This window comes from Corynebacterium sp. S5S1, assembly GCF_001913985.1.
Lineage (GTDB): Bacteria > Actinomycetota > Actinomycetes > Mycobacteriales > Mycobacteriaceae > Corynebacterium > Corynebacterium marquesiae.
The window spans coordinates 1-12301 of record NZ_MKXT01000041.1 but is presented as its reverse complement, the minus strand read 5'-3'; the positions used below and the strand labels follow the sequence as shown (position 1 = coordinate 12301).

At 59.5% G+C, this 12301-nt stretch carries 13 protein-coding genes; 6 read left to right on the top strand and 7 right to left on the bottom strand.

What is annotated here, in order from left to right; translation table 11 throughout:
* Nucleotides 1-128: 128 nt before the first annotated feature.
* A complete protein-coding gene (locus BKN05_RS10935) occupies nucleotides 129-665 on the bottom strand; it encodes a DUF3093 domain-containing protein (protein ID WP_049377388.1) in 537 nt (178 codons plus the stop codon).
* A gap of 64 nt (nucleotides 666-729) precedes the next feature.
* On the opposite strand from BKN05_RS10935, the gene dut reads away from it, so the two are divergent.
* The 5 genes from dut to dxs all read left to right on the top strand — a co-directional run bounded on the left by dut (nucleotide 730) and on the right by dxs (nucleotide 6219).
* Nucleotides 730-1203, top strand: a complete 474-nt coding sequence (dut, locus tag BKN05_RS10930) for a dUTP diphosphatase (RefSeq protein WP_286688651.1) — start codon at nucleotides 730-732, stop codon at nucleotides 1201-1203.
* A gap of 48 nt (nucleotides 1204-1251) precedes the next feature.
* Nucleotides 1252-2199 (top strand): DUF3710 domain-containing protein, encoded by a 948-nt coding sequence (locus BKN05_RS10925; protein WP_286688650.1) that lies wholly within the window; start codon nucleotides 1252-1254, stop codon nucleotides 2197-2199.
* A gap of 17 nt (nucleotides 2200-2216) precedes the next feature.
* Nucleotides 2217-2939, top strand: a complete 723-nt coding sequence (locus BKN05_RS10920; RefSeq protein WP_374043197.1) for a DUF3159 domain-containing protein — start codon at nucleotides 2217-2219, stop codon at nucleotides 2937-2939.
* Nucleotides 2932-4155 (top strand): class I SAM-dependent RNA methyltransferase, encoded by a 1224-nt coding sequence (locus tag BKN05_RS10915; protein ID WP_286688649.1) that lies wholly within the window; start codon nucleotides 2932-2934, stop codon nucleotides 4153-4155. The genes BKN05_RS10920 and BKN05_RS10915 overlap by 8 nt, the downstream gene beginning before the upstream one ends.
* 138 nt (nucleotides 4156-4293) lie before the next feature.
* A complete protein-coding gene (gene dxs, locus BKN05_RS10910) occupies nucleotides 4294-6219 on the top strand; it encodes a 1-deoxy-D-xylulose-5-phosphate synthase (RefSeq protein ID WP_286688648.1) in 1926 nt (641 codons plus the stop codon).
* Between the two features lie 20 nt (nucleotides 6220-6239).
* Here the strand turns inward: dxs and BKN05_RS10905 are convergent, their stop codons facing one another.
* Complete coding sequence (locus BKN05_RS10905) at nucleotides 6240-7484, bottom strand: HRDC domain-containing protein (protein ID WP_286688647.1); 1245 nt, start codon at nucleotides 7482-7484, stop codon at nucleotides 6240-6242.
* A 1-nt stretch (nucleotide 7485) separates the two neighbouring features.
* A complete protein-coding gene (locus BKN05_RS10900; protein WP_396334676.1) occupies nucleotides 7486-8145 on the bottom strand; it encodes a DUF3000 domain-containing protein in 660 nt (219 codons plus the stop codon).
* A 147-nt stretch (nucleotides 8146-8292) separates the two neighbouring features.
* Between BKN05_RS10900 and hemQ the strand changes: the two genes are divergently transcribed.
* Nucleotides 8293-8994: a hydrogen peroxide-dependent heme synthase gene (hemQ, locus tag BKN05_RS10895; protein WP_286688646.1), complete on the top strand. Its 702-nt coding sequence runs from the start codon at nucleotides 8293-8295 to the stop codon at nucleotides 8992-8994.
* A 113-nt stretch (nucleotides 8995-9107) separates the two neighbouring features.
* On the opposite strand, the gene msrB is transcribed toward hemQ, so the two are convergent.
* The 4 genes from msrB to BKN05_RS10875 form a co-directional block, all read right to left on the bottom strand.
* Nucleotides 9108-9530 (bottom strand): peptide-methionine (R)-S-oxide reductase MsrB, encoded by a 423-nt coding sequence (gene msrB / locus BKN05_RS10890; protein ID WP_005328550.1) that lies wholly within the window; start codon nucleotides 9528-9530, stop codon nucleotides 9108-9110.
* Between the two features lie 9 nt (nucleotides 9531-9539).
* On the bottom strand, nucleotides 9540-10691 hold the full coding sequence (locus BKN05_RS10885; protein ID WP_286688645.1) for a glycosyltransferase family 87 protein: 1152 nt from the start codon (nucleotides 10689-10691) through the stop codon (nucleotides 9540-9542).
* Between the two features lie 18 nt (nucleotides 10692-10709).
* Nucleotides 10710-11396 carry a pyrimidine reductase family protein gene (locus BKN05_RS10880; RefSeq protein ID WP_286688644.1) on the bottom strand — a complete coding sequence of 229 codons (687 nt, stop codon included), beginning with the start codon at nucleotides 11394-11396 and terminating at the stop codon, nucleotides 10710-10712.
* A 71-nt stretch (nucleotides 11397-11467) separates the two neighbouring features.
* Nucleotides 11468-12193 carry a DMT family transporter gene (locus tag BKN05_RS10875; RefSeq protein ID WP_286688652.1) on the bottom strand — a complete coding sequence of 242 codons (726 nt, stop codon included), beginning with the start codon at nucleotides 12191-12193 and terminating at the stop codon, nucleotides 11468-11470.
* Between the last annotated feature and the right edge of the window lie 108 nt (nucleotides 12194-12301).

Here is a 12301-nt window from a genome sequence, read left to right as displayed (position 1 = left end):
GACGCAAACCGCGCCACAACAGCAGAATCCGGAACCCATTTCGACTCCACACAATCACCTAACCCATGTCAGGTGTTTCCACGACCACTAGAAATCAAGTTTTCTGTGGCGTGCGAAGTCAATAAAGTTTAGTGCTGTTCCGGAACGAAAGCGTGGAGCAAAGCCTCCGGATCCTTCGAGGCGATGAGCCAATAAGGAGTATCATCTTCTGGATCATCGAGCACCATCATGGCGTGCTCATCCACCCAAGCGTGGGAAACCAAAAACGCTGCGGGATCGAACTGCGGACCCAGCGCATTGCGCCGCGCAGATTTAGGAACGGTGATAGACCGCGACACGACGTCGTTAGGCAATTGGGCATCTTTGACCGTGAGCCAACGCGTTCCATCCGGGTCACGCTCTACCTTGATGACTGTATTGGACCAGGTAATAAGCACCCATACGGCGATAGCACCAAGGAGGATCGCGGGAATAATGGTCCACCACATGGAGCGGTTAAGGCCAGCGGTAGCGGAAGTAAGCCCCACGATGGCGGCTGCAAAAAGCCAAAAATACCAAGGGACCCATTGGCGTTCGCGGTAGAGCACCTGAGGAGCCACCGTGCCCTGTGCCGAAGCGGCGCTTGACGGTGCCGGAGTTGCGGAAGTAGCAGATGTATCAGACACGTCTAGTCAGTCTAGACCACACGCGCCGCAGAATGAACCTTCCAAGGCAGGTAGGATTGGCCAGGTGACTGACTCGATTCCGCATTCTCAACCAGAAAGCCCCTTTGGGGACGTTAAAGTCAAGCGCCTGGATAAGGAGCTTCCGTTGCCGCACCGCGCCCACCGTGGTGACGCCGGTGCGGACCTCTATGCAGCTGAAGCTCTTACCCTGCAACCCGGCGAGCGCGCCCTCGTCGGCACCGGGATTGCTATTGCGCTGCCACTAGGAACGGTCGGTTTAATTCACCCGCGCTCCGGACTAGCCGCCAAGCAAGGGCTTTCCGTTGTCAATACCCCGGGCACGGTGGATGCCGATTACCGCGGGGAGATCAAGGTCTGCCTCATCAATCACGACCGGCGCACTCCCATTGAGATCGAACGCGGAATGCGCATCGCTCAGCTCGTGGTCCAGCGCGTAGAGCTGGTGGGGTTTGCTGAGGTTGCAGAATTGGATGACACCGTCCGCGGAGCCGGCGGCTATGGCTCTACCGGTGCGTAGTTCAAGCAGTAGAGACTCAACGAAACTTTTAGAAAGGACGTAGCACCCATGGGAATCTGGCCCTTTGGCAAGAAGAACGACGAAGAAAAGAAGGCTCAGGAAAAGCCTGCAGCACAAAGCGAAAAGTCGGCGGACCCCACGTCCGCGGATGCGGAGGCGCAGGAGACCTATGCTCCAGTAGGCGACACCGCAGCAGATGCCGCGGCGGCTTCTGGCAATGAACCCCGCGAATTCGCCCATGATGCCATCAATGGCCAGACTGGCCCCTTTGATGGCGACTCCGTCGATATCGAGACCTTCGATTTCAGCGACTTTTCCATTGGCGTATTAGATCTGGGGTCCCTGCGTATCCCCCTGCCAAAGGAATCCCAGGTACAAGTGGAAATGGGCGAACAAGGCCCACGAATGCTGCACATCGTGACCAAGGTAGGCCGAATTACTCCAGTAGCCTTTGCCGCCCCACGTAAGCCGGGCCAGTGGGCAGAATCCGTGGAGGAAATCAAGGAGGGCATGAGCCGCGACGGACTTACCGTTACTACCGAGCCAGGCCCTTGGGGTGCTGAGGTCGTGGGCAAGAACGACAACGGTCAGGTCCGCGTTATCGGCGCAGATGGTCCGCGCTGGATGCTGCGCATGACCCTGGCCGCGCCGGCCGGTATGGAAGCAGACCTAGCAGACATGGCCCGCGAGGTTGCTGCCCGTACCTTCGTCTACCGCGGGGAAGACCCCATCCTGGCGGGAAATGCTTTGCCGGTCATCATGCCCGAGCAGCTCGTAGAGCAGGTCAAGCAGGCAATGGACCAGCGCCAGCAAGAACAGCGGGCAGCCGCTAATGCTCAACACCACCCAGAAAACGGCGGGGGCGGCCCCGACCCTGCGGCAGAAGCAGAGGCGGAGCAACACTTGCGCGATTTGGGCGGTACCCCACAACAGGGTGAGAATGGATCGTCCCCGCAGAATCCCGATGAGGGCTCTGCACCTAATTCCAAGAACTAGGCAAAGCAGTAAACCACGTGACACATTCTTCCTCGCCGCAACCTTCCCCGGACGCTAAGAACCTGGACTCTGAGGAGTCTGCTGCCGAACCCACCCTGCTGGAGCAAATGGGAGGCTTGTCAGGGCTCATCTCGGCGACCTTGCCGGTCATTGTGCTGATTCCTGTCAATAACTTCTTTGGGCTGGGGCCAGCCTTAGCGGCGGCGCTCGGCGTGGCCGTTGTTATTGCACTTTGGAGGGTAATCCGTAAAGAGACCCTGCAGCCAGCCATATCGGGTCTGCTGGGAGTGGCTCTTTGCGCAGCCATCGCCTGGTTTACCGGTGATGCAAAGGGGTATTTCTTGTACGGCATCTGGATGTCGTTGGCGCTGTGCATTGCCGCGGTACTATCAATCCTTTTTCGGTGGCCCGCTGTGGGTGTCATCTGGAAGGGGATCAATGGCGAGGAAATGCAGTGGCAAAAGGTTCCAGAGGCGCGCCGGGCTTATGCCATCGCTACTGGTGGGTGGGCGGTCATCTTCCTGGCCCGTTTTGTTGTTCAACGCGCCATTTATGATGCGGATGCAACCACGGCCTTAGGGGTGACCCGAATCCTGATGGGGTGGCCGTTGACGCTTCTAGTTACGGCGTTGACCGTGTGGATGGTGCGCCGCGCGGATGCAGCCGTTGACGCAGCGGCGGGCACAGGTGAGCACACTAACGCAGAACGAGAACAAAAGTCTGAGGCAGAAAATGACTGAATCAACGATGAGCCGTGGCGATAGTTTTGAGGTCACTATTGACCGCATGGCGCACGGCGGGGAAGGAATTGGCCAGGCGCCGGATGGGCGAGTGGTATTCGTCCCTCGCGCTTTTCCTGGCGACGTCGTAAAAGCTACGGCCGGCCGTGTAAAGAAGTCGTTCATTAAGGCAGACCTGGAAAGCGTACTAAGCCCTGGGGCGTTGCGTGTTCCATCGTCATGTCCTGCGGCCGCGCAAGGAGCAGGCTGCTGTGATTTCGCCGAGCTGGATCCCGCGGCCGAAACCGGAATCAAGGCAGAGATCTTGTCGGAGCAGCTGCGCCGCACCGGTGTTGTCACCGGCGAGGAACTGAAAATTGAGCAGTACACCTTAGAGCCGGTTCGGGGATGGCGCACGCGGGTGAGGTGGGGCGTCGACAAGCAAGGGCTCGCCGGAACCCGTCAGCGTAGGTCCAATGAGCTTGTTACGGGCGCTGCGTGTACGCAGCTGGCTCCGGGATTGGCAGAGGGGCTCGTTGGAGAGGGCGCGCGCCGGTTTACCCCAGGTGCTGAGGTTATCGCCGTTTTCGATGGCGAGGGCAACCGCCACGTGGTAGAAACCCGCAAGGCCCCGCGCGGGCGCCGCGTGGAGACCATCCGTGAGGTGGTAGAAGGCAGCGGCAAGGTGCACGAGCATGTCGACGGGCGGACGTTTAGCTTTCCTGCTACCGCCTTCTGGCAGGCCCACAGCCACGCTCCGGCCGCGTATACCGATCTGATAGCGGAGTGGCTCGGCGGCCGCGAGTACCAAGAGCACACCGCCTGGGATCTCTACGGTGGCGTTGGCCTCTTCGTTCCAGTATTGGCCGACGCCGTGCAGGGCAAGGTTATCTCCGTGGATTACTCACCGGCGGCTACGGCCGGGGAACAGGCCGGCCTAGCGGACTGCGATGTGGAAGTAAAGTCCGCGAAGGTAGAGCACGTCGCCGCACAGCTTCCCAAGCCTGGCGCTGTAGTCCTTGATCCGCCGCGCACAGGAGCAGGGGAGGACGTGATTCGTTCCGTGGCGGCCGCTGCACCCCAGGCGGTCGTTCACGTGGGATGTGACCCCGCCACCTTCGCGCGCGACTTGGGATACTGGAACCAGCACGGATACGGAATAGAGAAGATGGCACTCATTAACGCGTTCCCCGGAACGCACCACTTTGAAACGATTGCTCTCATTACCCCTGCCTAAGGAGCCTTTATAGCTCCGAGGTGGGGTGTGGCACGTTGCCGCGCCGTTCTCGGAACATTGACCGATATAATATTCACCGCCCGCCGCGGGTACGGTAGAAAAGAAGAACTAAGCACAGAAGGAGTTGAAGGCCGCTCCATGACTATCTTGGATACCATTAGCTCGCCGCAGGACCTCAAGGCACTGTCTGCAGACAAGCTTGAGGAGCTGGCGGCAGAGATTCGGCAGCGCCTCATTGACAAGGTCTCCGTCACGGGCGGACATCTGGGGCCTAACTTGGGCGTGGTGGAACTGACTATTGCGTTGCACCGCGTATTTGATTCTCCGCGCGAGCCAATTATTTTTGACACTTCGCACCAGTCCTATGTGCATAAGATGTTGACGGGGCGCACGGATCAATTCGATACCTTGCGGCAAAAGGACGGCCTTTCGGGGTATACGGACCGCGGCGAATCCGAGCATGACTGGACCGAGTCCTCCCACGCTTCGGCGTCGCTGTCTACGGTCGATGGCTTGTCTAAGGCCTTCAAGATTCGCGGCGACGGTCACCGCAATGTCATCGGTGTTGTCGGCGATGGCGCCCTCACCGGCGGCATGTGCTGGGAGGCGTTAAACAATATCTCTGAGGATAAGGGGCGCAATGCGGTCATCGTGGTCAATGACAACGGCCGTAGCTATTCGCCCACTATCGGTGGCATTTCCGAAAACCTAGGCCGCATCCGCTCCCAGCACGGTTATGACGAGCTCATGGAACAGGGTAAGCGCCGCCTGAAGCAAATGGGATGGGTAGGTGAGCGTGCCTTTGATGCCTTGCACGCCATGAAGGAAGGCGTCAAGTCCACCGTCTTGCCTACCGAGATGTTTCCGGAACTGGGGATGAAGTACATTGGCCCCATCAACGGGCACGATATCGATAGCTTGGTGCATGCCCTGACTTATGCCCGCGATTATGACGGGCCCATCATCGTGCACGTGGTTACCGAAAAGGGCCACGGTTTTGCCCCGGCCGTCAATGAGCCGAAGGACCAGATGCACTCCACCGGTGCTATCGATCCGGTCACCGGTGTGGCTAAGGGCACCAAGCAGCCTGGCTGGACGGCCGCCTTTTCAGAGGAGCTGCTAGCCGCTGCCGAAAAGCGCGATGACCTCGTTGCCATTACCGCTGCTATGGCCGGACCAACTGGGCTCGCTCCCTTCCAAGAGCGCTTCCCAGAGCGGTTCTTTGATGTGGGAATTGCCGAGCAGCACGCAATGACCTCTGCCTCTGGGTTGGCGCTCGGCGGGATGCACCCCGTCGTGGCGGTATATTCCACCTTCTTAAACCGGGCTGTGGACCAGGTCATTATGGATATTGCGCTGCTAAAGCTGCCGGTAACCATCGTGCTTGACCGCTCCGGAGTTACCGGTTCCGATGGCGCTTCGCACAATGGCGTGTGGGATATGGCGCTCATGAGCATTGTGCCGGGCATGCATATTGCCGCCCCGCGCGATGGCGCGCGCCTGCGGGAGCTCTTCCGTGAGTCGCTAGAGATTGAATCTGGCCCGTCCGTGGTCCGCTTCCCTAAGGGCAACCTGCTGCCGGATATGGAAGCGGTGGATACGTTGGGCGATGGTGTAGACATCCTGCACTATGGCGAAGCCGATGCCGGCGAGGACACCCCTGAGGTACTCATCGTTTCCATCGGCGCCATGTCCGCCCGCAGCATCGAGGCTGCAAAGCTGCTCGGCGAGCAGGGCGTGAACGTTACCGTTGTTGACCCGCGTTGGGTAGCGCCGGTGGCAAGCTCTGTGGTGGCTCTCGCCGCTGACCACGACTTGGTGGTTACTGCAGAAGACGGCCTTGTACGCGGCGGTATTGGCTCCATGATTTCGGAGGCCCTCAGCGCAGCCGAGGTCGATACTCCTGTGCGCCGACTCGGCGTTCCGGGTTATTTCCCTAAGCACGGCTCCCGCGGCGAGGTTTTGGAAGAATTTGGGCTAACGCCAGAGCTTATGTCGGCGTCGATAAGCGAGTGGCTAGAAAACCTCACTGCTGATGCCAACGCGCGAGGAGAAGAGAACTAAACCTAGCCTTGTAAATATTTCTAGAAAAGACCGTCCACGATAATCGGGACGGTCATTTCTAATTGCCATTCGCGCGCGCCCTCCGCGCGGAGGAACGCAGCGATGTCGCCTGGCTGGCGAATGGCGCCGGCGACAGAATCAGGTCCGCCGTGGCGCTTATCGGCGCGCACACCTACCTTCGCCCATACCGCTGCACGCAAAGCGGCAGGGCGGATAAGGAGTTCGGATGGCATACCGAGTTCAGTGGCGAGATCGGCGATGTCCGCGCGGATAGTTTGGTATATCTCCCATAGGTCCGGGTAGTCCTTGGCCCAGATGGTTTTGGAAGGAACCGGTTGTGGGGCGCGATGGACGCGAGGCCGCTGCTGCGGGGGAACGGCGCGCGCCTGGTGAAGGACAGCCATCCACCGGGCGGTCGCGCCCTTGCGCCGGCGGGGAAATCCCTTGACTCGGGCAAGATCACCGGCGGTGGTGGGAAGGGCGCGCGCAATTTCTACCAGCGTCTTATTCGCTAATACCCGGCCGGGCGCAGTGTCCGTGCGCCGAGCGATAGCGTCGCGCTTAAACCACAGCGCTCGAGCAGCAGCGAGCTGACTGCCGCTGCGCAAACTGGAGATGCCCTTCAGATCGCGCCACGTGTGCGGCTGGGGAGCGAAGTCTCCGGAATGTTCTTGGACTATGGCGGAAAATTCTTCTAAAGCCCAGTCCATCTTGTCTTGTTCGGCCAGAATGTCGCGCAGGGCTTCGGCCAGCTCGAGGAGCAGTTCCACATCGAGCGCGGCGTATGCCTTGAGTTCCTCGCTGAGCTGCGGGGTGGACCAGTCGGCATCGCCGTAGCCCTTTTCCAATTCGACATCAAAAAGCTCCGCGACCATAGTGCCCAGATTGGGCCGTTCAAATCCCGCGAGCCGTGCCGCCAGTTCCGTGTCAAAGATGGAGCCAGGAAATAGACCGAGCCACCCGAGACAAGGCAAATCCGAATGGGCGGCGTGAATAATCCACTCCGTGCCGTTGAGCACTGGGGCAAGGGCGGCCGTGAGCTCCTCGCGGTGGCCTTCAGGGGCAAAAAGCATCGTTCCCGCGCCGCGGCGGCGAATTTGCACTACGAAGGCGCGATCATCGTAGCGATAGCCGGAGGCGCGCTCGGTATCGATGGCAAAGGGGCCCGTACCCGCAGCTAGGCGGGCTGCGGCAGCGGTGAATTCCTCCGGGGTGGCAAGAACCGGCGGGATGCCCTCGAGCGGCCGGCTGCGCAATTCTGGCATATTAGCGGCCGAGCTCGGTGACGCCCTCAGGGGGTAGTCCGGCAACGTTGGCCAATACCTGGGCAAAAGCCTGCACGTGGGGTGCGAGGTCGAGGCCTTCGGCAGTCCACGAAGCGCGCATTTCGATCTGGTAGGCGCGCGGAGGCCCGCCAATCTCTCCAAAACGCACGGACGCGGTGGAAGTGACGGTGCCGCCCAAATTGGTATGGTCGGCTCCCTCCTTTTCCAAGCCTTCGTTGAGCCATTGCCACGCCACATCGGGCAAGAGGGGATCGCCGGCTACGGCGTCGTCCATATCCGCCTGGATATAGGCCACAAGGCGCATGGCGCCCTCCCAAGCTTCCTCAGCGCCCGGATCGTGGAGCAGGATGAGGCGACCAAAGGCGTCGCCCTCTGCATCGGTGGGCACGATATCTGAGTTGTCTTCGTTTACCACTTCGAGGCCGATTGCGTGGCTAAACGGCGCAAGGCGTTGCGGTGGACGAATGGAGCCTAGGGCTATCTCAGGGCGCAGGTCGGCCGCGTGCATGGACTCCACTGCTTGAGTGAAGGCGGCGGTGGTGGCTGGTTCGTGGCCTTCCGCCTGCCCGTGCAAAGGGGTGGGGGCGGTAGCCTCGGCGCTGCGTGGGGTGGTCGATTCGGAATTGCTCACGACGTTCAAGCTATAGTTTCGCGGGCTCTAGCTGGGGGAGGCGCGCCGATCCGCAAGTGTGTCGCCATTTGTGTGGGAGGGGAAGTGACAAGTTTCCATATCCAACTTATGATGGATATGTTCGTAAACCGAGAGGCTTCTGCAAAGGAGAACACAATGGCGAAGCTTGACTACAAGGAACTCAACGCGGTTCAGCAATATTCCCAGCACGCGGTTTTTAAGGTGATTCCGGGCGCGCTCGGCACTGAGCGAGCGGAGATCATCGCCCAAGCGCAGGAGTTCTTTGCCGGCGTAGAAAAGGCCGGGAAGGTAACGGTGCGCGGCATTTACGACCTCACGGCTATGCGCGATTCCGCCGACTTCATGATCTGGTGGCACGCTGAGGAATTCTCTGACCTGCAGAAGGTCTTTGGGGACTTCCGCCGCGAGACCACTCTGGGGCAAGTCAGCGAAGTGACCTGGGTAGGCAATTCCTTGCATCGGCCGGCAGAATTCAATAAGTCCCACCTGCCATCCTTCATCATGGGTGAGGAGCCGAAGGAGTGGATCTCGGTATACCCCTTCGTGCGCTCTTATGACTGGTACACCATGGACGAGGAAAAGCGTCGCCGCATCCTTATGGAACACGGCAAGCAAGCGCGCGACTACCCCGATGTGCGTGCAAATACCGTCCCAGCCTTTGCCCTGGGTGACTATGAGTGGATTTTGGCCTTCGAGGCGGATGAGCTCCACCGCATCGTCGACCTGATGTACTTGATGCGGTACACCGAGGCCCGCCACCACGTGCGGGAGGAGATTCCCTTCCACACCGGCCGCCGCGTCAAGGACGTAGCAGAGCTTATCGCAGTACTGCCCTAAAAGAAGCGCCGCCCAGCAGTAGCCCTGCTTGGCGACGTCTCCTCTTAGCCGCGCCCCGTCACTAGCCTGCACGTTAGGCTGCTGACGGGGCGCGCTTTCTTGTGCATGCCACCTTAGGCGGTGCCACCTTCTACCGGCTTTTCCTCCAAGTCCAGGCAGATGGAGTTGATGCAATAACGCAAGTCGGTGGGGGTATCGTAGCCCTCGCCCTCAAAGACGTGCCCCAAGTGGGATTCGCAGTTGGCGCACAAAACCTCTACACGACGCATGCCTAGCGAGTTGTCTTCGCGCTCAATGATTTTGTCCCCTGCGAGTGGGGAGAAAAAGGAAGGCCAGCCGCAGTGGGACTCAAACTTTTCCGTAGAGCGGAAAAGCTCCGTTCCGCACGCGCGGCAAGAATAGACCCCCTCGGTGGTGGTATTGGTGTACTCGCCTACGTGGGGCGGCTCGGTGCCGGCTTCGCGCAGGACATAGTATTCCTCGGGGCTTAAGCGCTGGCGCCATTCGGTATCGGCAATGAGCTTGAAATCGGTCATAGGCCGAGTCTAAACCGTGCTGCGCGCGGCACGCCACCAGCCGGCGACCGTAGCGAAAATTGCGACGATAAGCAGCGCCCATCCCACCGTGGCCGTGAAAAAATTCATCCACCGACCAGCATCCGGGTGCGCTGTAGACGCCCAGGAAACGGGAGCCAAATAGAGAAAGGCCGCAAACCACGCACCCGCAGAATGGAAAACCGATCGCTTGAGCACAACGGTAAACATCAATGGGAATAACCACATGGAGTAATACTGTTGGCCAAGGGAAGATAGGAAGAAGATACCCACCATGATCGCCCCGCTGGTCGTCAGTGCCCACAAGGTCGGATCGGAGTTGCGCCAGCGCAAAAGCCCGAGAATCGCTGCGGCCGAAAGCGCGGCAAATATCAACCACACGGTCCAATACAGTCCCGCGCTAAAGTCAACGTAGGCGTGGAAGCCTGCCCAGGAAGAATTGGCATAGTCACGGGTTTCCGAGAGGTAGGGCAGGAGGTTATCCACAAAGCCGCTAGCGTCCGGCACGAGCGGCCACGCTAGTAGGTTGAGTGCTACCGGTACGCTGATGCCGGTCGCGAGACTGCGCCATTGTAGCTTGACCAGGGGCAGGAAGAGCAACGGCGCAAATTGCGGCTTAATGACGATGGCCAGTCCAATGGCCACGCCTGCCACCCAGCCCATCCATGGGGTGCGCTCGGCGCGCACGAAGGCCCACAAGAACACGGCCATGCACAGCAAGAGAATGCCGTTGATATTGGTAAATGCGAGCGTATTGGTCACCGATTCCGTGACAAAGGCCAAAGCGATGGATACTGGCCACACTGCCGAAGTAAGTGTGCGGCCCACCGCAAGGGTGAGCACCGCTAGCGCGGCCACGATTGCAGCCGCGTTGGCGACGATGAATAGTCCCCGTGCCAGCGAAAAATCGATGTGCGCTAGCGGCGCGAGCAGCAGCGTCGCCCCCGGGGTATACAGGTACAGCGGATCAACGTGGTTATAAGCCTGCTCATAGACCGGCTGGCCAGTGGACATGCGCGCCACAGCGTTATACACGGTGGTGAAGTCATCCGTCGGCGTGCCATTGCGCGCGATGATGAACACGCGATGCACAATAAGCAGGATGGCCACGGGCCAGGCAGCGGCATTGATTCGGGAATTCACGGCCCCTTAGTCTACGGCCTAGCGAGCGCGGGAATACCGCAGAAACACCGTGCCATCGTGATCGGCCGCGACATTTTCTAATTGCATGCGGCGATGGGAATGCTCGCCCTGAAACGTCGCCATGGGAGTTTCCACGCCGGTAGATAGATGCGGGTCTAGGGTCAAATACATCTGGTCGATGGCATCGATGTCTACCAGCTGCCCTATCATTCCTGGCCCGCCCTCGCAGAGTACGCGCTTAAACCCGCGGTCCTTCAAGACGGATATGTAGTTCTGCGCGGTTCCTTCGCCAGCATCGCAGACTTCCGCGCCTGCGGATTCGATGGTCGCGATGCGCTGTGCGAGCTCTTGATCGTCCCAGCTGCTATGGGGGACCAAGAGGATGGGAGGGGTAGTGAAATCCGTGAAGAAGTCCGAGGTGATATCAAAATCAAGGCTGCGGGAAGGCACCGCAATCGGAGCGGGACGTGAGCCATCCGTGGCCGGAGCGACTCCTGAATAGTCCTCCGCACGCACCGTTTGCGCACCCACCAACACGACGTCTGCCCAGTTACGTAGAGCTGCGAAGAGCTGTCCGTCAGTATCATTTCCCATGTCTTCGGAAACGTGGTTCATGGTTGCCGAGCCGGTTAGCGTGCTGACCATATTTGTGCGGATGGTGAATACGTCACCGGAATCCAGGCCCAATAGCGAAGAGATATCCATGCCTTCCCAGCCTAGTCAAGGAACCAGATGCCCAGAACGGTAAAGCGTAGGGCGCACCCCAGACGATGGGCCTACACCAAGCGGATGAGTATTACGCCAACCAAAATTACTGCAATGCCGGCTACCTGGCGCATTGCTACGGGGGCGCCCCGCAGGCGATCGATCAGTACGGAGCCCACCATGGAACCAAGAAGCGTTGCCACCACAGTAAGCCCAGTACCAATCTGCGGTACTAAGGCCGCGTTGCCAAAGACAAACAAGGCTCCCAAGGCGCCGCCTGCCCACATCCACCATGGGTTAGCCTTACCCTCGGGACGCTCAATGCGAGGGCGCCAGCGCAAAGCAATATTGAGCACTACCAGCGCGGAAACACCAATGCTAAAAGAAACCAAAGCCGCACTAACGGGCGACCCGGTGATCTGACCAAGGTGGCCGTTAATGGCGGATTGGCTTGCGGTAAAGCAACCAAAGACAAAGCCTGCGAGGCGACAAAGCCATAACGCCATAGCACTGTCTTCTTGCGTCGTCGGCGCGCCGGGGCTGGCTACAATAGAAATCACACCACCGAGGACAACTAGTGCCCCTAGCGCGCGAACTAGGGATAGAGGGGAAGTGGGGGAGTCAAATAGTCCACAGTGGTCGATGACAAGGCCCATCATGATCTGGCCCGCAATGGGTAGGACCACGGTCTGGACCGCACCCAGATGAGGAAACAACAGGATATTTCCAGTAAGCGCAACCACGCCGAGCAGGCCACCGAACCAAATCCACAGCGGTTCCCCAAATGCACGGGAAATGCCGAATTCGCGGGTTAAGCGACAAAATGTGTGTCTGCTATCGGCGTGTCGCGGGGTTAGATGTGGCCTTTTTGGATGCCGATTGAGTGTGTGTACTCGGTATCGATA

Bases quoted from the DNA above. Each gene is read 5' to 3' on its own strand.
- hemQ (WP_286688646.1), top strand. From the start codon at position 8,293: ATGGCGAAGCTTGACTACAAGGAACTCAACGCGGTTCAGCAATATTCC.
- msrB (WP_005328550.1), bottom strand. From the start codon at position 9,530: ATGACCGATTTCAAGCTCATTGCCGATACCGAATGGCGCCAGCGCTTA.
- BKN05_RS10915 (WP_286688649.1), top strand. From the start codon at position 2,932: ATGACTGAATCAACGATGAGCCGTGGCGATAGTTTTGAGGTCACTATT.
- dxs (WP_286688648.1), top strand. From the start codon at position 4,294: ATGACTATCTTGGATACCATTAGCTCGCCGCAGGACCTCAAGGCACTG.
- BKN05_RS10880 (WP_286688644.1), bottom strand. From the start codon at position 11,396: ATGGATATCTCTTCGCTATTGGGCCTGGATTCCGGTGACGTATTCACC.
- BKN05_RS10925 (WP_286688650.1), top strand. From the start codon at position 1,252: ATGGGAATCTGGCCCTTTGGCAAGAAGAACGACGAAGAAAAGAAGGCT.
- BKN05_RS10905 (WP_286688647.1), bottom strand. From the start codon at position 7,484: ATGCCAGAATTGCGCAGCCGGCCGCTCGAGGGCATCCCGCCGGTTCTT.